Below are 21,612 nucleotides of genomic sequence, written 5' to 3' on the forward strand. Positions count from 1 at the left end.
TTTAATCGGATTGTAATGCGTTGACTAAAAAAGCATCCCAATCTTTTAATTCGGCTAGGTGTTCTATTAATTCAACGTCACAATCTACAAAGCGTGTTTGTAATTGTTGTTGAATCTTTGGTAGGTCGCTCACTAAGTGGTGACCCGGTGCTAAAAAATATGGAAATAATGTAATTTTTTTGCAGCCTTTTTTTATTAATACTTCAGCCTGTGCTTCAATTTTAGGATCGGTTAATTCTAAAAAGGCAGGTAATATTAAATCAAATTTGTTTGTTAACTGTGGTGCTACACGTTCTACCAAGTCAGCGACTGCTTGATTAGACTCAACGCGTTTACTGCCATGGGCAATCCAGATTAGACCATTCATTGTTGACTGGGTCATTGTTGGCTGGGTCGTAGTCGACTGGTTCATAGTTGTCCTGTTTTTATGCTTTTTTCAATTGTTCGTACTCTTCCAGTTCAATTTTACGCGCTTGTTCTTCAAGCAATACTGGAATACCGTCTTTTATTGGATAAGCTAAACGACTTGATGTGCATAGTAATTCTGTTTCATCGGCGCTTAAAGTGAGCGGTGCTTTTGAAACAGGGCAGGCCAAAATCGTTAAAAGTTGCTTATTAATCATTGGAATCTCTCTTGTGTGATTCGCATGAATGTTTTTCACATTCAGCTTGTTTACGTAAGTTTTTAGGAACTGGATCATATCCACTTCCACCCCATGGGTGACAACTTAAAATACGCTTAGTGCTTAAGTAGCTGCCTTTGATGGCTCCGTGCTCTTTTAATGCTTCTATGCTGTATGCAGAGCAGGTTGGTTCGTAACGACAATTTTTACCCAATAACGGGCTGATAAATAATTGATAAAACCGAATCAATTTAATTAACAGCCAGTTTATTGGGTTCATGTGAACTCTCTTAAATTATCTAACGCGCTGCCAAATTACACCTTCGCGGGTGTCTTTGATTTCTACGCCTTGGGCCAATAAGTCATCACGAATTTCATCAGACTTGGCAAAATCTTTGGCTTTTTTAGCTTCTTTGCGTTGTTCTATTAAGTCTAAAATCGTTGCTTCATCAATGCCGTCACCGGACTTAAAGTAACTGTCTACTTCTGTGGTTAATATGCCCATCAATTGCGCGCCTTGTAAAAACTGAGCTTTTAATAATGCTGTGTCGCCTTGTTTTTTATTCAGGTCAGTACTTAATTGATGCATGGCCGCAATGGCTTGTGGTGTGTTGATGTCATCAAATAATGCTATTGCTACTGGGTTGGTGGTAATGTCACTTGTGCTTGCTTCAATATCTTGAGTGTCACGTAATGTGCCGTAAAATTTATCTAATGCTTGTTGCGATTGCGTTAATAAATCTTTTGTCCAGTTAAGGGTGGTGCGGTAGTGAGAGGTTAATAATGCAAAGCGTAACAACTCACCATCGTGCTGTTCTAATAAATCACGTACCGTAATAAAGTTGCCTAATGATTTAGACATTTTTACGCCGTCGATATTTAACATGCCGTTGTGTAACCAGTAATTGACGTAATCTTGGGGTTCACTTTGGCAGCACATGCCTTGAATTTGTTCGTTCTCGTGATGAGGGAATAATAAATCGCGTCCGCCACCATGAATATCAATGGTTTTACCTAAGTGCTTGTTGATCATGGCAACACATTCTGTGTGCCAGCCTGGACGGCCAAAACCAAACGGGCTGTCCCAACCAGTGGTGCCTTTTTCTGATGGTTTCCATAATACGAAATCCATCGGGTGTTTTTTATAGCTTGCTACTTCAACACGCGCACCGGCTTGCATGTCGTCTAAGTCACGGTTAGATAAGTTGCCGTATTCGTTATGTGCCGTAACATCAAACAATGCGTGTCCTTCACTTTCGTAGGCATAACCTTTGTCGATTAACGACTGAGTAATGTCTAACATTTCTTGAATATGGTCGGTAGCTTTTGGCTCTAATGTAGGGGGTAAGTTACCCAAGTTTGCCATGTCTTCTTGGTATGCAGTGGTGTAGGTTTGAGCAAATTCGTAGATGTCTAGATCTTGCTCAGCCGCTGCTGCATTAATTTTGTCATCCACATCGGTGATGTTACGAGCGTAAGTTACTTTAGGGTACGCACTGTTTAAAACACGAAATAGACAGTCAAAAATTACCGCAGGACGTGCATTACCAAAATGAATGAAGTTATAAACCGTTGGGCCACATACATACATGGTGATGTTGTTTGCATCGATAGGTGTGAATACTTCTTTTTGCTTGCTTGCGCTGTTGTATAGTTTTATCTGTGTCATGTTTTATTTTCAGTTTTATAGGTGTGAATGGTAAATGTGTTTATAAATAGTAATCATCGTTGATCTGATTGTGATCAGCGGATGATTTGTGATATTGCGCCTTTTTGCACGCCTTCAAATGCTTTCACTAAAATGTCGTCATTTGGGTATTGCTCACCAAGTAAATCACATAAATGTTGCGCAATTAATTCAACCGTTGTGTCTGTTTGCATTAAATGACAGCGGTTTTGGTTTAAGCAAATACTGAAGAAACCCTGTTCGGCTTCATAGGCAAATTCATAAAATGATTGTCCGTCTTGCTCAAACGTAGATTTGATGTCTTCTTGGGTGCCGATGTAAATATCGTGAAACCACGTGGCGACTAAATTTTCAGCATCGCTATTTCGTTTTTGATCAATATTCACTTCGATTTTACTGCGATGACCATGGGCAATACGCTGACAATCGCCGAGGTGTTTTTTCAAACCGTGTGCGTAATGATAAAAATCCGTTGGAATGTCTTCGCAACGTAATTTAATTTCAACGCGTTTGACGTTACTTGGCATTAACGTGTTGAGATATTCTTCTAACATGCGTTCAACGGTTTTGATCTGTACGTCTTTCGATTCTATTAAATACACAGCCTCGCGAGGCGATTGGTATTTTAATGTCAGCACGCCATTGTGGTGATGTTCGATAAAAATCTCGTCATCTTTTTCAACAATGCTTAACCCTTCAGCTTGAACAGGCACAACCAGTTTATGGTCAATGCCAGAGTCGATGGCTTGTTTAATTTGTTTTTTAACGTGGCCAAAGTCAAATACCATGCCTTCGTCGTTTAACTCGCCAAATAATTTTACATCTACGATCCAGCTTTCACCAATGACGCCACGCTGGCGGTCAAAATAACAAAAATCGATTACGGTGAGCAGATCTACAAATAAGGTGGACATGGGCAAAATCGGATTATTTAAAGGGCGCGTATTCTACCAATTTCTTTGCTTTGTCGCGATGGTTTTTTAATAAGGGGCAGTATGTGATGACGTATATTCGTCAATTATTGTAAGGATTGTTGTAGTTTTGTGTACTGCATCAGGGATGAGTCACATTTTTGTCGAAATACACTATAGGTAAACACTCAGAGGTTGATAGAATGGAGATATTTTTAAATTTGTATAATTAGGTCTAAGTTATGTTAAAACGAGCCTGTATTTCATTAATTTCTGTATCTTTATTTTTCTCAAGTTGCGATCTTTCCTTAAAAGGAAGTGGCGGTGTAAATAAAGCACCATTAGCTGCTTTTACAGCAGTTGCCAAAGATGGACCGAGACAATTTTATTTTGATCCTTCTTCGTCTATTGACCCAGAAGGTAAGCAATTACAATTTACATGGGACTTTGGCGATGGACTGGAGTCGTCGTCATCTGCTGTTTTTCATACTTTTAGAACCTACGGAACCTTTACTGTTAAGCTTCGTGTCACTGATGATAAACACCAAACAGACACTGTCACACGTTTGGTTAATGTATTAAATACGAAGCCTGAGCCTTCTTTTACGATTGATTATCAAGATGGTACGGTTTATTTAGATGCATCTGAATCTTCTGATCGAGATGATGAATTTTCTGATTTGACCTTCAGTTGGCAATTTGGCGATGAATCTCCTGTGCAGCAAGGCGTAAAAGTGAGTCATGTGTATGCGTTAACGGGAGATTATCAAATTAGCTTAACAGTGAAAGATAGTTTTGGGGCGCAGAAAACCATACGTCAACGCCAGTTAGTGGATATAGCAAATGGTAATCATGCTCCAAGTGCAGAATTTACTAGTGAAGTGGATGACAAAACAGTCAGTTTTGATGCCAGCTTGTCAGTAGATGCTGACGATGATGAATTGACCTATTTGTGGGATTTAGGCGATGGGAGTATCTCTGATCAAATCCAATTTACTCATACTTATGAAGAATATAATGCACAGCCGTATCTAGTGTCTTTAACAGTCACAGACTCAGTGGGTAATAGTGATATTTATAATAAAAGTGTTGCGGTGTTCAGCAGCGCCCCCGTTATCGATACGCAAACTAACACAGATACTAATACCGAAACTAATACTAATACCGATTCCTCTACAATCACTGATACTTCTACCAATACTCAAACCGATACTCGTATTAATCAAATGCCAGAAGCCGCTTTTGAATTGTCATTGTCAAATCGATTAGTCAGTTTAGATGCATCCGATTCAGTTGATTTAGACGGGGATGTTCTAAGTTATACATGGGATTTTGGGGATGATTCTGTCAGCCAAACCTCTCAAAATTCTGAGTTTGAATACACTTATTCCGCGCCAGGCAGTTACACCATTACACTTATTGTGGATGATGGGCAACCTACAAACAATCAGGACAGAATCACTCAAAATGTCACGGTGATTAATACCAAACCCGTTGCAGATTTTAATTTTGTAAAGACGGATCAAACCGTAGAATTTTCAAATTTAAGTCAAGATATGGATGGCGATGTATTGACGTATTTATGGACATTTGGAGATGAACAAAACTCGCAAGAAAACTCGCCGATTCATGCATTCTCTGAATCCATTGCCTATGAAGTAAGTCTGACAGTGACTGACTCTTTTGGTGATCAGGATGTTACAGTTAAGGTGATTGATTTTTCAATTAATGAATCACCTAATGTTAAGTTTGAATTGGTTCAACAGGGCTATGTAATATCGTTAGATGCAAGCGCAACCACTGATCCTGAAAATGATGCCATGACGTATTCTTGGTCAATGGGTGAATCCACCATGATCAATGATGTCATCAGTTTTGAATTTATCTATGACCAACAAGGTGAATATATCATTGAGTTAACAGTCAGTGACGATCAAGGTAATAGTGCGTTGGTTTCTCAAGAAATCACCATCGCTTTAGAAACACTCTCTTATAATGAATTGTCACAAAAAATGGCAACCGATGTGATTGATGGATTAGGTTGTATTAATTGCCATGGTGAATCGCCTATGCAAGATAACAACTTGAGTTTTGCAGATGTCACACCTGTTTCATTACAAAACGGTGTGTTTGCGTATTTTGAATTAGATTTTAATGGCGATATTCATTTAAAGGGTAAGCCAAATGGGCAGTTTACTCATGATGGTGGATTTGTTTTTGAATTTTTGCCTCAATTGCGTGATTACTGGTTTGAATATGTGGATCAAACAAAAATTATTTGGAGTAATATCAACCGGGCACCGGTTGCGGACTTTGTGATTGCAAATCAAGTTGATTTATATGTTGCTGTTGATGCCAGTTCATCTTATGACGAAAATGGCGATTCATTGAGTTATCAATGGGTCTATGACAATCAAACATTAACAGGTCGTTCAGCTATTTTACAATTTTCACAAGCCGGCACATTTGATGTGATATTAAATGTAAGTGATGCTGAATTTACAAGTAGTAAAACACAATCGGTAACGGTTACAGATGACCCAAAAAATACCGCCCCGCGAGGGATTTATTCACTAACGCCCAACGATTTAAATGTGAATTTTGATGCAAGTGATTCAGACGATGCACAAAATGATCCATTGACTTTTGTGTGGGACATTGACGGTGTTATTTATAATGATGCAATTGTCGATCATGCTTTTGCACAAGCTGGTACTTATGCATTCGCCCTAATGGTAAGTGATGGTAATTTGACTGATAGCGTCACAGGTTCTATACAGGTGACTGAGTCCACAGTGGAAAATCAAGCACCATTAGCCTTATTAGAAGTGACATTAGAGGGGTCGAATTTACTTTTAAATGGATCTGGTTCCACGGACCCTGAAATGAATCCTTTAACTTATGTCTATTCGGTAGATGGGCAAACTTATTCGGGGGTGAATGCTACCCACCCAATTACTCAAACTGGCAGTTATGAAGTGCAAATGACAGTGACAGATGACGGTGGGTTAACCGACCAGGACAGCCAAACAATTATTGTAGAACAAATAAATCATCCGCCTGTGGCTCGATTTGTTTCATCAACCGATGGATTTGACATGCATTTAGATGCGAGTACTTCCAGTGATGAGGATGACGATGATCTAGAGTACATTTGGCAATTCAACGGACAAAACCCAACAGGGGTAATCGTCGACTACACGTTTAAGTTTGCAAATACCTATGCTGTTAAACTAACTGTGCGTGATGAATTTGGTTTAGAAGACACAATAACAAAAAACGTTTCCATTTCCGCACCTAGTAATTACAAACCAATAGCCAGCTTTGTGATGACGCAAAACTTTATGAACGTTTCTTTAGATGCGACAATGTCATCCGACCAAGATGGAGAAGTGGTCAGTTATCGATGGTTTATAGATGGCAAAACGTTTAATGGCAGTATGGTGGATTATACATTCAATGCTGAAGGAACTTATACAATCTCGCTCACCGTAGAAGATGACGGAGGTAAAACCGATTCATTTAGCGAAGATGTCATGGTTATGATTGATCAAAATGCAAATGAAGTGCCTGTCGCAGTAATTCTAACTTCAGTGCAAGCAGGGCAATACATTTTATTTAACGGACAAAATTCCTTTGACTCAGACACCGATGACACTTTAAATTTCACTTGGATCTTATCAACGGGTGATGTTTTTTACGGATCAAAATTTTATTACGAAGCAACCAATACTGAAGAAATTACCGCTCAATTAACGGTTAGTGATGCAAAAGTGTATACCACAGAGAATGAATCAATTACACCAAACGTTGGTACAATTGATCGAGATTATGATATTGAAATGTTTGAAATGGCATCTATAACATCCTGTGCAAGCACATGCCACACTGATTCACATCCATTTATTAACCGAAATGATATGACTGATTGGGATAGTGATTTTAGGGAACAATTAGCTAAAAGAGGAGCAACCTCATTATATGAATTTCCAACAGGTCAATCTGGTGGTCACGAAGGTAATAATGCAATTGGGACTGACAATTGGGAAAAGTGGCAAAACCTAATTCGTTTGGTCGAAGCAGATATGGACTCAACTAAAAATCAGCCGCCGGTTGCAGATTTTGACGTAAGCGTCACTGGTGACACGGTGACAGTCATTAATAAAAGTTTTGATCCAGAAAATGCGACATTAACGTATTTATGGGAATTTGGTGATTTTGAAACCCAAACTCAAGCGAATCCTACCCACACATATGTAACCGCTCGCCAATATGTTATTAAATTAACAGTTGATGATGGGTATACAACTAAATATAAAACTAAGTTAGTTGATATTAATTTTTAAGCTATTGATCTAACTTTTAAAAATAATAAAAAAGGTCAATCTCAATTGAGGTTGGCCTTTTTTATTGCATCAACTGTTTATCAATTCTTTTATAACAGCGTATTTTTTTTTCGTAACGAAACCGCTCGTTATTGCTTTTTATAATTTTTATTTTTAGGTATAGATTTATATTTGATGTTCAAAGACTTATCAAAAAGGTAAAGTGCATGAATACAATTTTTTGAAACAATTTGAAACAAAGTGATAGGTAACTTTTATGCCAGAACAAATAATCGACACAAAATTTATTCAAGCCGCCAAACAATTATTAGCCCGTAGGGTAGCTGGAACTAAAGCGAATGGTTTGCCAAATAATATTAAGCCTAACAATATTGAAGATGCCCTTGATATACATCAAGCAATGATTACGCTTTGCGAACAAAAAAATATTAAAGCAAATGCATGGAAATGTTTGTTGCCGATCAATGCTGACAAAATAATTATTGCGCCTATTTTTTCTGATACTGTTCAAACAGGCGATCAGTGCAAATTGATGTGTGATGACGCTAAGGCGAAGGTTGAACCTGAAATTGCGTTTGTTTTAAATAAAGATTTACCAGCAAAAGCGTTAGGGTATTCAAAAGGTGAAATAAATGATGCAATTGGCTCTGCTCATATGGCGTTAGAGTTAATGCAAAAACGCTTTGCTGATGATACGGATGTCAGTTTTCCTGAAATGCTTGCAGACTGTTTGGTGAATCAAGGTTTGTTTATTGGGCCACAAATTGATAAAGCATTAGCCTTTAAAGCCAATGTTATTTCATTGTCGTTTAAACAAATTGATAAAAATGGTGAAATAAATGAGCAAATATTTGAGGGTAAACATCCCAATGCGTTACCGCAATTACCTGTGTATTGGGCGATTGATTTTATGAGTAAACGTGGTACGTCATTTAAAAAGGGCGATGCGTTTACTACTGGATCGTTTGCAGGAATTGTTGAGGTGGATTTTGATAAAAAAACCGACATTGAATATGTTGGGTTGGGTAATTATAAAGTGGAGTTTAAAGAGTCTTAGTTCATTTAGTAACAGAAATGCTGATCGATATTATAATTATTTTGTTGATCAGCAATTCAAATTTTTTGATATAAAATGTTAGACCTATATTTTAAATTTACAATTCTTCAGTTAAAAAATCATCCGCATTAAATCGAATAGAATCGTAACCACGTTGAGTATTATTCACTAACAAACCATAAATAGCTGTTAATGTACTTGGCGGTTTTACCGAAGATGGATTTTCGCTAGGGTAGGCTTGTACGCGCATGTTTGTGCGTGTCGCTCCTGGGTTAACTGTAAATACTTTTGTACTTGTCGTATTTTCTAACTCATCATTTAATACTTGAGCAAAGCCTTCAATGGCAAATTTACTGACGCTGTACGCCCCCCAATATGCACGACCTTGATTACCTACACTGGATGTATTAAAAATTATACTGCTATCTGGTGTGTTATTTAATAAGCTCAATGCGTGTTTAGTTAATAAAAATGCGCCCTCAACATTGGTTTGCATAACCTGTTGCCAGCTTGATAAATGGATATTACTAATTGGAGTTTGTTGACCCAATACGCCAGCACAATGTATCAATGAATCAACTTTTTCAAACTGCTCACCAATGGCTTCAAAAATAGTTAAGGCTTGATTGTCATCTAATTTTTTAAAATCAATCGGTAATAAAACAGGCTCAGTGCCGCCTTGTTCAATAATTAAATCGTAAATGGCTTCTAGTTTTTTTTGTGTGCGTCCAAGCATAATGACCGTTGCGCCACGTTTGGCAAAGTCGATACTCAGTTGTTTGCCGATGCCATCTGAGGCACCAGTAATCACAATCACTTTACCGTTTACGGCTTGTTGATTATTAAAAAAACTTTTTTGATTAGTTTGACTTAAAAGTTGTTGGTAAAATTCGCTCATGTATTTTCCCTTAACCTTTGCATGTCATTAAATAATTTACGTCAACGTTGTCGCCTAAATCAAACGTCTTAAATAAAGGATGATAATGCATGCCTTTAGTGTCGATGCATTGTAATTTGGCAACACGCGCCATGCTTGAAAGCTCTGACGGTTTGATGAACTTTTTATAATCGTGTGTGCCTTTAGGGACTAATTTTAAAACGTATTCTGCACCTAATACCGCTAATAAATACGACTTAGGATTACGATTAATGGTAGAGAAAAAAACCGTGCCGCCAGGTTTTAAAAGTGCACGAACCGCATTAATGATCGATTGAGGATCGGGTACGTGTTCTAGCATTTCCATGGCGCAAATTACATCGTATTGTTGTGGCTCACGTTCTGCTAAGTCTTCAGCGCGAATGTGCTCGTAGTCGATGTTGTCGACTTGCTCGCTTAGTGCGTGTAATTGCGCGACATCTAATGAGGCTTTTGCCATGTCGATGCCTTTTACTTGCTTGGCGCGTTTGGCTAGGCTTTCGGTTAAAATGCCGCCACCACAACCTATGTCTAAAACGGTTTTGCCTGTTAGGTCGACTTGGGAATCAATATAAGCGACACGCACAGGATTTAAATCATGTAACGGTTTAAATTCGCTTTGAGGGTCCCACCAGCGGCTGGCTAATGCGGAGAATTTTTCTATTTCATGTTCATCGACATTGGTAGTCATGTTTATTCTCTTCTATTGTTGGCTGAGCTTATCTTGCCAGCTTAATACTGTTTGCATTAATGATGGCTCATCAATACTTAATAGGGTGTTGTTCTGCATTAAACACACGCCATTTACATACACGTCGCTGACTTGATGTGCTGACGTATTGTAAACCAGTGCCGATGCTATGTTGTACATTGGGGCATGGTTGAGGCTTTGGGTGTCAATAATACACAGGTCGGCTTGTTTGCCAATTTCTAAGCTGCCTATTTTAGCATCCATTTGTAAAGCTTTCGCCCCATTTATGGTGGCCATTTCGATCGCTTGTCTTGCTGACACGGCCGTTGCGTTTTTACTGACGCCTTTTGCTAATAATGCGCCAGTGCGCATTTCGCTGAACATGTCTAAATTGTTATTGCTGGCCGCGCCGTCGGTGCCTAAACACACGTTGACGCCTGCTTCTAATAAATCAAATACCGGGCACATGCCGGAGGCCAGTTTTAAATTGCTTTCAGGGCAGTGCACAATATGCACGTTATGCTCAGCAAACCATGATATTTCTTGGGCATTAAGTTGTGTCACATGCACCGCTTGTAGGTTTGAGTTTAATAAACCCAAATCTTTTAAGCGCTCAATCGGGCGTTTGCCTGATTTTTCCATGGCGTCATTTACTTCAAACTCGGTCTCATGAATGTGCATTTGAATCGGTAAATTATGCTGTTTACTTAATTCTAAAATATCAGTAAGTGGTTGGTCACTTACTGTGTAAGGTGCATGAGGTCCGAAGGCGATTTGGATTCGATCATGCGATTTGTATTGGTCTGCTAAAGATAGTGTTTTTTGAATATGGTCTTGCGCGTCTTTGGCCCAGTTGTTTGGAAAGTCGATAACAGGCGGGGCAATTTGCGCACGAATGCCTGACTGGTCTACGGCTTTTGCACAATCTTCTGCAAAGAAATACTGATCACTGAAAGTCGTCGTCCCGCCTTTAAGCATTTCTGCTATGGCCAACTGTGTGCCTGTATACACAAACTCATCGTTTACCCATTTACCTTCTGCTGGCCAAATGTGTTCGTTAAGCCAAGTGAATAGAGGAAGGTCGTCTGCGTAGCCTCGAAGCAAACTCATAGCTGCATGATTATGTGCATTAATTAGCCCAGGCATCACAATGTGTTTGGTTTTATCAACAATGGTGTTTGAGGTGTATTGGGTTTGCTCGTTTGGCAAAATCGCTTCAATGATGCCTTGGTTGATAATTAAACAGTGGTTTTTGAGGATATCAAATTCTGAATTAACAGTAACAATGTAGTTAGTTTGAATGATTAGCTCGGCGTCTTTCATTAGAGTGTCTGCTTTGTATTAAATGGCGCAAATAATACTGGAAATACCGACAAAAAATGAAGTATTTTTTCTTAAGTATCATGAAAGAATCTAAGCCAATATAGATAGAAACTGGTTTGGATTCATAAAAAACGTCGAGTTAGGTGTAAAGTTAATGAGGGATTTATGTGATGGTACTCTCATAACTGTAATTAATATGGTTGTTTACAAAAAAAATGAAAATATAAGGAGTAATCGTCTAAGTTGTGATGGGATTCGGGTTTTTTAATATTGACATTGTGAGAATAAATTTTAAATTTTTTTTATGTTATTTATCAAATTTTATTTTTTGAAATTAATAAAAATGGGTAATGATTGATGTTTAGTGGTTGCATATTGTTGCAATGATTTTGAAGGTTCCCCTTATATTATGAGTATGTATGATTTAAGTAAGCTTGGGATTGTTACTAATTATTGTTGAATTCAGACATTTGAACGGTTTATATCTTATTTTTCTCATTGCGTGAAATTGCTTGAAAACCCCCCTTTATAATAGAATGGAGTGATATTTATAAAGAAGGCAATATTATGATTAAGCATATAGCGACAGCATCTTGTGTAGCACTTTTGCTAGCAAGCTGTGATTCACTTCCTTTTAGTGGTGACGATACAGAGACTCAAACCAATACAAATCAGACGAATTCATCTCCAGTTGTGATGGATGCTACATTTACTAATGGCCAATTCATAGCTTCTGTAAGTGATGCTGATACACCAATTAATCAATTAACTTACACCTGGTATGTAGGTACTGAAGAAATCGGAACTGGTTCTGAGTTAATGTTATCAGATGTTACTGTTGCTCTGAGTGGGACTCATAATGTTCGTTTAGTAGTGAGTGATGGCTTGAATGTGTCAATTGAAACTATTCACGATGTTAATTTTGGCTCTGCATCTAATACTGGCAATACAGCACCAACTATCAGCTCTGCTAACTTTAATCAAAATACCAAACTATTAACTGCTGCCGCCTATGATAAAGAAACTGCCTCTTCTGAATTAAGTTATGAGTGGTCTGTTGATTCACAGGTGATTGGCAGAGGTGCGTCATTTAATATTGATAATTCTTTTGTCACACTTAACGGTACAAAATCCGTACTTTTAACAGTGAGTGACGGTGATAAAACGGCAACTCGACCAGTTAATAACGTGAATTTTGGTGATGACATTGATCCAACAAATGCAGCGCCTACGATTTCATCAGCAACGTTTAATAACAATGTGTTAACCGCTATAGCGACGGATGATGCAACAGGGGTTAATCAACTAATTTATGTTTGGTCAGTAAACTCGGTGGAGATTGGGCGAGATAGAATATTTAATATTGATAATTCACAGGTTGATTTAACGGGTGATCAAACTGTTACATTGGTAGTAACAGACCAAGGCGGTAAGTCTGCATCAACAACCGTGGTTGCAAATTTTGGTACAATTGTTATGCCTGCTGGTGATGAGAGTTATTCATCATTGAATGACAATTATGCGCAATATGACCTTTTTGAGATTGTTAACTGTGGTGTCAATCCTACGTATATTTATGGTGATTATTCGTCGGTGACGAGTGCGTCGGGGGCATCATTTGGAGATACTTGGAATCATATTGATTCTACAACTGGTCAGTGGGCAGGAATTGCTAAACAACCTAGTGATTATGCGATAGCGACTTCTTTAAGTTCAAATGCTGCAAATTGTAATAATCAGTCCACCCTTAATAATATTTTAGTTAAAAAATTCGGCGATTGGGATATGCAGCATGCGAATGGTTTCAATATAATTGTGCCTAATGATCCGACTTACGCTGATTTAAATATGTTGGTGATGGATATTTTTGTTGATTCATCTAATTCTGTGCTGCCAACGCCTGCAGAAATTTCTGCAACTTTCGGTTCAGTAATGTCTCAGTCCGATATTAATGAAATGACTGATGGTCAGTTTCATGTTGATGTGCAATTAACTTCGGATAATGCCTACTCAGCATCTATTGATTTAACTTTAGATGTTGCTACGCAGTTGGATAAGTGGATTCGAGTTGAAGTGCCAGTTCAAGATATGACTTTTTGGCAAGATGTTAATTATAATCGTGTGGGCCAAAATTGGGCTGATATGAAAAATATGACAGTTAATACTATTTCATTTGTAGCTGAAACAAAAAATCGTTTAGTTTATAGAAATTATAATCAAAACGGTTTTGATGCGAATACCGCTCCAAAATTATTTAAAGAGCAAGCTATTCAAATTAAGTACATTGAAATAATTGGATCGAATCAAACGAATCCAACTAACAATGCGCCAACTGTCAATATTGGCTCTAATCAAACAGTCAATGTTGGACAAATTGTTTCAATTAATTCAAATGTTAACGATGTAGATGGTGATAATTTAGATTATCAATGGAAAATCAATAACAATAATCATTCCACATCAAATAATTTCTCTGATTCTTTTGATCAAGCTGGTAATTATGATGTGTCTCTATCTGTTTTCGATGGAACGGTCACTACTACTGAAACTATCACTATAAAAGTTGAAAGTGTTGGATCTGCTTGTGCGCAAAGTGGTACACCTGTAGAAATGTACGGCGATCTTTATACTGACGGAAACAAGCTTAAAGGTTGTGGTGGTAAAGATGTTCAACTTCGAGGCATGAGTATGTTCTGGAGTCAGTGGTCAGGACAATTCTATAATAGTGGTGTGGTTGATACTTTGGTTGATGACTGGAAGGTAAATGCCGTTCGCGCTGCAATGGGTGTTGATGCAGATGCTGGATATTTGGACGGTGGTCAAGCAGCTGAGCTTGCTAATGTAGAGACTATGATTAACGCTGCTCTTAACAGAGGTGTTTATGTGATTGTCGATTGGCATACTCATCACGGTGAAGACGCTAATATTAAATCCAGTGCAATTACCTTTTTCGAAGACATTGCGCGTCGCTATGGTGATAATCCAAATATCATTTATGAAATCTATAATGAGCCTTTAGATGTAACTTGGGATGCAGTATTAAAACCTTATGCTGAAGATGTGATACGAGCGATTCGAGCAATCGATCCTGATAACTTGATTATTGCAGGTACTCAAAATTGGTCACAAGAAGTAGATGATGCGGGTCGTAATCCAATCACTAATTATCCAAACATTGCATACACAATTCATTTTTATGCTTGTACACATAAAGACGATATTCGTGCAAATGTTCAATCTGCAATTGATAATAACGTTGTGGTATTTGCAACAGAGTGGGGTATGAGTCAAGCAAATGGTGGTACTAACGGAACTTACCCAAATACTACTAATGACAATACAATTTGTGCTGATGAAACGACTAAGTGGTTAGATTTATTCGATGCTAACAATATATCTTGGTTTAATTGGTCGTTAATTGATAAAGAAGAGTCTTCAGCTGCATTGAAGCCCGGTGCATCAGTGACAGGTGGTTGGAATCCAAACTCGGATTTATCGCCTTCTGGACAATGGGTGCGAAATAAATTACGTAGCTATTAATAATAAGCCCCCTCAACGTTACTTTATTTTGAGGGGTACTAATTAAAATGTTACCCATAAAAAAAGCCTCAATTGAGGCTTTTTTTATGGGCTGAAAAAATTAAAAACTCAAACCATATTCTTTTTCAAATGCATCCACAATAAAATAGGTCAGCTCATTAAAGTCATTAAAATTATGGTTATTGTTTTCAAGTTGGATTGAATACCGTCCGCGCCAATTCTTTTTTAATGTCGCCTTTTGGTGTTTAGCAAAATATTCTATGGATTCTAGTGCAAGGGGTTGGTTTGTTTTTATAGGATGTTTGACGTAGCGATATAGGTTTTTAAAATGTTTTTCTTGTACTGATACGGAGGTGGGTATATTGATTTGAGGGTAAAGCTCATTGATCTTTTCGCGAACAGAACCAATTGTAATGCTTTTGCCCATAACTTTAATGTAGTTATTAACATTAAGTGCAGCTTGAACATGCTTGTTAATAATCAACTGTTCTGCAAACCATAAAATATCAGGATTTTTTCCAAAATATTTTGATAAATAAGCAAACTTCATTTCGTTAAAAATACGTTTGGATTCTGAAAACTTTTGACTGTCCAATAATTCTAGGCGAAATGCAAAAGCTAAGTTCCATGAAATTTTTGACAGGTGCGCAAATTGTGTTTTCAAAAGTGGAAAAAATCCTTCAGCGACATACCAATCTTGCTCAATAGGGTCCTTACTAAAAGGTTCTTGTGTTGAAAAATGAGTGGGGGTTGCATTATGTTTATTCGGATTGCGTTCTAGGTCATAAGCTCGACGTTTTTCTGTGTCCGACAATACATCATAGGCTTCATTGATTTCATAAATTTTTTCAGCAGAATTTGGGTCGGGGTTACGATCAGGGTGGTAAATGCTAACCAATGCTTTATAGGCAGCTTTAATTACTTTTAAATCGGCGTCTTCAATGACGCCAAGAGTGTCGTAATAATTTCTTTCTACTGACATATTTATTTAATCCTTTAAGGCCTGGGTGAAATCATCAATCAAATCTTGAGTGTCTTCTATTCCAATTGTACAGCGAATCATTTTATCGCCAATGTTCATTTTTTTGCGATTTTCTGGACCCATTTCATAAAAGATCGTTTGTGCCATAGGAAGTATTAACGTTCTATTGTCACCAAGGTGTGTCGCATTAATTGCTATGTCTAATTTATTTAATACTTTAATGACATCCACATCATCTTCAAGATCAAAACTCAATATTGCACCAAAATGTTTAAAGTGTTTTTTTGCAAACTCGTGTTGTTCGTGGGTTTTTAAACTTGGATGGTACACTTTTTTAATTTTAGGATGTGAATCTAAAAAAGCGGCGAGCTTGTTAGCGCTGTCGCATTGTCGATCCATACGAAGCGCCATAGTTTCACTAGCAAGGGCAATTTGATATGCGCTATCGGAACTAAGCGTGCCACCCATGTCGCGCAATGATTTTTTCTTTATTTGTTGCAGTCCCCAACTCTGAGAATTCCCTGTGCGGTAATTTTCAAATATATGTGGGTAGGTTTCCCAATTAAATAACCCTGTGTCGCTCACTGCTCCACCCAACACATTCCCATGACCAGAGGTATATTTTGATAAAGACGTAATAATTAAATGGGCATTGACGGATTTAGCTGAAAATAAATAGCTGGATGTCATTGTGTTATCGACTATATATAGAAGTCCATTTTCTTGGCAAAATTGTCCAATATTTTCTAAGTCAGGAATTTGGGTTCCAGGGTTGGCTAAAGTTTCTACAAATACAATTTTAGTTTGTTTAGTGGTTGCAGTTTTAACAGCGTCAACGCGGCTTGTGTCTACAAAGCTTACATTAATTCCAAAATTTTCTAGTGTTGTAAAAAAAGAATATGAATTGCCGAATAAATATTGGCTGCAAATTATATGATCACCTTGTTTGAGTAGGCTTAAAAACGTCGCGCTAATTGCAGCCATTCCGGTTGCAAAAGTCAATGAGCCGATTGAATCGTCAAGCATGGCTAATAAGTTTTGCAAGCTGTCGGTAGTTGGGGTTGATTGCCTAGCGTATGCGTGTCCTTTAGATTTACCTTGAAAAACATCGATGATGTCTTCAACTTTTTGGTATCCATATGGAACGCTATTGTATATAGGAGTATGAATGCTTCCATAAGAGGCATGATTATTCTGATTGTCTTGTTTAAATTGAAAATGAACAATCTTGGAAGTAAAGCCTTTAGCCATAATGAACTCGATTACTAAATATTTAGTTGTATCTTAGCTGAAATAATTCATTTTTTTTAGCATTTTATATTATTTATCGTTACACTGGCACACTAAAATTTGGGAGCCTCAATACGTGAATTTTAAGGACCCAGTTCATTTATCCTTTTCAAGGGAATTATTATGTTAAAAAAAATCGCAATTTTATTATTAGTAGTATTAAGTGGCTTAGTGGCTGCTAAGGTATTGAATTTACCTATCCCATTTTTAAATCCTAATCCAGGCGCTGATTCTGCATTAAGTAAATCTGATGCAAGCGACTCAAATAAAGAATCAAATATTTTGAATTTTGTGCCATCAGATAGTGTGGTTTATTTTAAAAGTGACACAAAATTAATGCATGCTGCAATGAAAGCTTCTAATGTGAATGCTATGTTTGAAAATCTAAAAGAAGAAGTTGGTTCTATGTCTGAATCAGAAGAAAAAATCATGGATTCTGTGATTACAACTTTTCTTGGTGTATTTTCTGAGCAAGGTGCCATTGAATTTGGTTTTGCAACTGATGGTGAATTGGCATTTTATATGGATGGCTTGTTCCCTGTTTTTAAAATTTCAGTTGCAGATCAAATAAAAGTTCAAGCTAAAATAGATGCATTATTAACTCAGTTTGATCAAGGTGTTGATAAAACTGAATTAAATGGTCAATTAATTCAAACATTAAATATTGAAGATGAAGCAAAAGTTGCATTTTCAGTTACCGATCAGTATTTAACTGTCACTTTTGCAGCAGCTGAAGTGGATTCTTCTTCTATTGCTGCTTTGGTTACTAATCAATTCAATGATCAGTCCGTAATTGCAACAGGTTCATTTTCTGCTGATAAATTAAAGTATGGGTTTAATGATAGCTTTGCAATGGTTGTTAATTTTGAGCAAATCGCATCAGCAATTGTTAACCCACAATCTAATAAACTGGGTCAACAGTTAGTGCAGTATGTACCTGAATCGCAAATGAGTTTTGCACAGGTTCAATCAGCTGAGTGTCAGGCCGATATTATGAGTGTAGCTTCGGCAATGCCTCGTTTAATAGCAGGTTACTCAATGTTAAATTTCGCTGAAAATAGAATTGAATCTAAAAGTTCGGTTGTTTTAGAAATATTAAATCCTGAAGTGACTAACATCTTAAAAATGTTTGTAGGGCATATTAGTTCAAATGCATTTTCACAAGATTCGCTTTTAAGTGTGGGTGCTGGGGTGGATGTTTCTAATTTAGCATCCGCTTTGGATCAATTAACGCAATTGATTCAAACAACAGAGTTTACATGTATGCCGCTTGCAATGGGTAAAATGTTCCTTCCTGAAGTGCCTTCTGAATTAGCATTTTTCGCAACAATGGCAGGATCTGTGAAGGGTTTGAGCGCTTCGATTATTGATGTTGATGTTGATTTTAGCCAAGGTATGCCAGCTCTTAAAACCTTAGATGCAATTGTTACTGTATCTACCGATGATGCTCAATCATTGGCCTTGATGGCGGCTGGTAATATGTTCGTAAGTTTTGATCCTTTAAATGGTGACGGGACTCCTAGTCAGCTGCAATCAATGTTCTTGCCGCCTGAGATTGAATTGTTTGCTGCGATTAAAAATAATTTCTTAACGGTTTATTCTGGCGATCAAGGTAAAAAAGTTGCGAATTCACTGGTGAATGAAACTTTAGAGCCAAATGCTTTTTTAAGTGTTGCAATTAACTTAGGTAAGCTATGGGCAAAAGAAGAATTATTACAAAATGCAATTGCAATGAGTGGTGGAATGGTTTGTGATGACCCTTCTGTTAGTGAGGCGGTTGAGATGATGACTAAAAATCATGGATCTGAATCTATGCAATTTACAATTAACGACTTTGGTATAGTTATATCAGACGAAGGAAATTTAATTACTTCAGATTCTGGTTTAACTATATGTCCTTAATGTAGTTGTTAAAGGCTTAAAGTCTATCATGAAATAATTATATAACCCCATCATTATGGGGTTTTTTTTGGATGATAATTAAGGTCGCACAATAAGAAATTATTATCTCCGGCTTTATTGGAGATTAAGTGATAATAATTTAAATTAATGGTTGATCTTTAAAGTAATTAGCGTACTATTCGCCTCCCTGTTAACGCAGGTGGATCAAAGCGAAGCACTTAGTGCTCTAAGCCATTGATTCAGTTGATAATTTTTTAAATCTAATTTGAAATTAAATTTAAAAAACATATTGACAAAGGTTTGCAACTCTTTATAATGCGCGCCTCGCTTAACGGCTCCAAGTGAACAGTTAAGCAAACGTTCTTTAATAATTAAACCAAACAATTTGTGTGGGCACTGGTTGAAGTCGAATAGCCGCTCCATGATCTACTTGTAGATTATGAGAGAGGCACAAAAAATTTGACTCAATTAGAGCTTACATAGTGAATTTTATTTACAGTAGTTTTAATAATAATGAGTATCTAGATATAAACTGAAGAGTTTGATCATGGCTCAGATTGAACGCTGGCGGCAGGCTTAACACATGCAAGTCGAGCGGAAACGATTCTAGCTTGCTAGAAGGCGTCGAGCGGCGGACGGGTGAGTAACGCGTAGGAACCTACCTAATAGAGGGGGATAGCCCAGAGAAATTTGGATTAATACCGCATAATGTCTACGGACCAAAGTATGGGACCTTCGGGCCATACACTATTAGATGGGCCTGCGTCGGATTAGCTAGTTGGTGAGGTAATGGCTCACCAAGGCGACGATCCGTAGCTGGTTTGAGAGGATGATCAGCCACACTGGAACTGAGACACGGTCCAGACTCCTACGGGAGGCAGCAGTGGGGAATATTGCACAATGGGCGCAAGCCTGATGCAGCCATGCCGCGTGTGTGAAGAAGGCCTTAGGGTTGTAAAGCACTTTCATTGGTGAGGAAAAGTTGATGGTTAATAGCCATTAGCCGTGACGTTAACCAAAGAAGAAGGACCGGCTAACTCCGTGCCAGCAGCCGCGGTAATACGGAGGGTCCGAGCGTTAATCGGAATTACTGGGCGTAAAGCGCGCGTAGGCGGTATGTTAAGTTGGATGTGAAAGCCCAGGGCTCAACCTTGGAACTGCATCCAAAACTGGCATACTAGAGTATTGTAGAGGGGTGTGGAATTTCAGGTGTAGCGGTGAAATGCGTAGAGATCTGAAGGAACATCAGTGGCGAAGGCGACACCCTGGACAAATACTGACGCTGAGGTGCGAAAGCGTGGGGAGCAAACGGGATTAGATACCCCGGTAGTCCACGCCGTAAACGATGTCTACTAGCCGTTGGGAAGCTTGTCTTCTTAGTGGCGCAGCTAACGCAATAAGTAGACCGCCTGGGGAGTACGGTCGCAAGATTAAAACTCAAATGAATTGACGGGGGCCCGCACAAGCGGTGGAGCATGTGGTTTAATTCGACGCAACGCGAAGAACCTTACCTACTCTTGACATCCAGAGAATTTAGCAGAGATGCTTTAGTGCCTTCGGGAACTCTGAGACAGGTGCTGCATGGCTGTCGTCAGCTCGTGTTGTGAAATGTTGGGTTAAGTCCCGTAACGAGCGCAACCCTTATCCTTATTTGCCAGCGAGTAATGTCGGGGACTATAAGGAGACTGCCGGTGACAAACCGGAGGAAGGCGGGGACGACGTCAAGTCATCATGGCCCTTACGAGTAGGGCTACACACGTGCTACAATGGAGCATACAGAAGGTTGCTAACCCGCGAGGGGGCGCCAATCCTCAAAGTGTTTCGTAGTCCGGATCGCAGTCTGCAACTCGACTGCGTGAAGTCGGAATCGCTAGTAATCGTGGATCAGAATGCCACGGTGAATACGTTCCCGGGCCTTGTACACACCGCCCGTCACACCATGGGAGTGGGTTGCAAAAGAAGTGGCTAGTCTAACCTTCGGGGGGACGGTCACCACTTTGTGATTCATGACTGGGGTGAAGTCGTAACAAGGTAGCCCTAGGGGAACCTGGGGCTGGATCACCTCCTTAAACGATAAGACTTTGATCAGTGTTCACACAAATTGTTTGGTTTGACGATATAGAGAAATGGTTTTCTAGACCAGAAAGTTCGGTCTAAGAATATCTAGGCCTGTAGCTCAGCTGGTTAGAGCGCACCCCTGATAAGGGTGAGGTCGGTGGTTCAAGTCCACTCAGGCCTACCAATTTTTTCGAATTACTTCGTTAGTCAGCTCGTCGCATAGTAAACTATGCTTCCTCGCTAACTGGCTCGTACTTCAAAAAAATAACCAGATGTTTTAGTTGTG

14 protein-coding genes, 1 tRNA gene and 1 rRNA gene are annotated in these 21,612 nt (G+C 38.4%); 6 read left to right on the forward strand and 10 right to left on the reverse strand.

Annotated features, from left to right (window positions below; genetic code table 11):
• Position 1: 1 nt before the first annotated feature.
• From TYM08_RS05270 to TYM08_RS05290, 5 genes are all read right to left on the reverse strand, one after another.
• Entirely contained in the window at positions 2 to 412 is a 411-nt protein-coding gene (locus TYM08_RS05270) for a sirohydrochlorin chelatase (protein WP_422381925.1), read from the reverse strand.
• 13 nt (positions 413 to 425) lie between these two features.
• Positions 426 to 623 carry a Trm112 family protein gene (locus TYM08_RS05275; protein WP_425325076.1) on the reverse strand — a complete coding sequence of 66 codons (198 nt, stop codon included), beginning with the start codon at positions 621 to 623 and terminating at the stop codon, positions 426 to 428.
• The gene (gene yidD, locus TYM08_RS05280; RefSeq protein ID WP_422381926.1) at positions 616 to 903 is read right to left on the reverse strand and encodes a membrane protein insertion efficiency factor YidD; all 288 of its coding nucleotides are present in this window, start codon (positions 901 to 903) and stop codon (positions 616 to 618) included. The genes TYM08_RS05275 and yidD overlap by 8 nt, the downstream gene beginning before the upstream one ends.
• Before the next feature lie 15 nt (positions 904 to 918).
• On the reverse strand, positions 919 to 2,292 hold the full coding sequence (gene cysS, locus TYM08_RS05285; protein ID WP_422381927.1) for a cysteine--tRNA ligase: 1,374 nt from the start codon (positions 2,290 to 2,292) through the stop codon (positions 919 to 921).
• A 74-nt stretch (positions 2,293 to 2,366) separates the two neighbouring features.
• Positions 2,367 to 3,224 carry a 6-carboxytetrahydropterin synthase gene (locus TYM08_RS05290; RefSeq protein WP_422381928.1) on the reverse strand — a complete coding sequence of 286 codons (858 nt, stop codon included), beginning with the start codon at positions 3,222 to 3,224 and terminating at the stop codon, positions 2,367 to 2,369.
• 239 nt (positions 3,225 to 3,463) lie between these two features.
• Here TYM08_RS05290 and TYM08_RS05295 point away from each other — a divergent pair, with 239 nt between their 5' ends.
• Complete coding sequence (locus TYM08_RS05295; protein ID WP_422381929.1) at positions 3,464 to 7,567, forward strand: PKD domain-containing protein; 4,104 nt, start codon at positions 3,464 to 3,466, stop codon at positions 7,565 to 7,567.
• Between the two features lie 256 nt (positions 7,568 to 7,823).
• Entirely contained in the window at positions 7,824 to 8,624 is an 801-nt protein-coding gene (locus TYM08_RS05300; RefSeq protein ID WP_422381930.1) for a hypothetical protein, read from the forward strand.
• A 97-nt stretch (positions 8,625 to 8,721) separates the two neighbouring features.
• Here the strand turns inward: TYM08_RS05300 and TYM08_RS05305 are convergent, their stop codons facing one another.
• Genes TYM08_RS05305 through TYM08_RS05315 form a run of 3 tightly spaced genes read right to left on the reverse strand, consistent with a single transcriptional unit; the run spans position 8,722 to position 11,554 of the window.
• Positions 8,722 to 9,522, reverse strand: a complete 801-nt coding sequence (locus TYM08_RS05305; RefSeq protein WP_422381931.1) for a YciK family oxidoreductase — start codon at positions 9,520 to 9,522, stop codon at positions 8,722 to 8,724.
• Between the two features lie 10 nt (positions 9,523 to 9,532).
• Positions 9,533 to 10,231: a bifunctional 2-polyprenyl-6-hydroxyphenol methylase/3-demethylubiquinol 3-O-methyltransferase UbiG gene (gene ubiG, locus TYM08_RS05310; RefSeq protein ID WP_422381932.1), complete on the reverse strand. Its 699-nt coding sequence runs from the start codon at positions 10,229 to 10,231 to the stop codon at positions 9,533 to 9,535.
• A 12-nt stretch (positions 10,232 to 10,243) separates the two neighbouring features.
• Positions 10,244 to 11,554, reverse strand: a complete 1,311-nt coding sequence (locus tag TYM08_RS05315; protein WP_422381933.1) for a TRZ/ATZ family hydrolase — start codon at positions 11,552 to 11,554, stop codon at positions 10,244 to 10,246.
• A 567-nt stretch (positions 11,555 to 12,121) separates the two neighbouring features.
• On the opposite strand from TYM08_RS05315, the gene TYM08_RS05320 reads away from it, so the two are divergent.
• On the forward strand, positions 12,122 to 15,094 hold the full coding sequence (locus TYM08_RS05320; RefSeq protein WP_422381934.1) for a cellulase family glycosylhydrolase: 2,973 nt from the start codon (positions 12,122 to 12,124) through the stop codon (positions 15,092 to 15,094).
• 100 nt (positions 15,095 to 15,194) lie between these two features.
• Here TYM08_RS05320 and TYM08_RS05325 read toward each other — a convergent pair whose 3' ends face one another.
• Positions 15,195 to 16,076, reverse strand: a complete 882-nt coding sequence (locus TYM08_RS05325; RefSeq protein WP_422381935.1) for a J domain-containing protein — start codon at positions 16,074 to 16,076, stop codon at positions 15,195 to 15,197.
• A gap of 6 nt (positions 16,077 to 16,082) precedes the next feature.
• Positions 16,083 to 17,327: a cystathionine gamma-synthase family protein gene (locus TYM08_RS05330; RefSeq protein WP_422381936.1), complete on the reverse strand. Its 1,245-nt coding sequence runs from the start codon at positions 17,325 to 17,327 to the stop codon at positions 16,083 to 16,085.
• A gap of 162 nt (positions 17,328 to 17,489) precedes the next feature.
• On the opposite strand from TYM08_RS05330, the gene TYM08_RS05335 reads away from it, so the two are divergent.
• From TYM08_RS05335 to TYM08_RS05345, 3 genes are all read left to right on the forward strand, one after another.
• Positions 17,490 to 19,268 (forward strand): hypothetical protein, encoded by a 1,779-nt coding sequence (locus TYM08_RS05335; RefSeq protein ID WP_422381937.1) that lies wholly within the window; start codon positions 17,490 to 17,492, stop codon positions 19,266 to 19,268.
• Between the two features lie 529 nt (positions 19,269 to 19,797).
• Positions 19,798 to 21,337, forward strand: a 16S ribosomal RNA gene (locus TYM08_RS05340).
• Positions 21,338 to 21,433: 96 nt separating this feature from the next.
• Positions 21,434 to 21,510: transfer RNA gene (locus tag TYM08_RS05345), tRNA-Ile, on the forward strand.
• Positions 21,511 to 21,612 lie beyond the last annotated feature (102 nt).

It is taken from the genome of Marinicellulosiphila megalodicopiae (genome assembly GCF_045862395.1).
Taxonomy (GTDB): domain Bacteria; phylum Pseudomonadota; class Gammaproteobacteria; order Pseudomonadales; family Natronospirillaceae; genus Marinicellulosiphila; species Marinicellulosiphila megalodicopiae.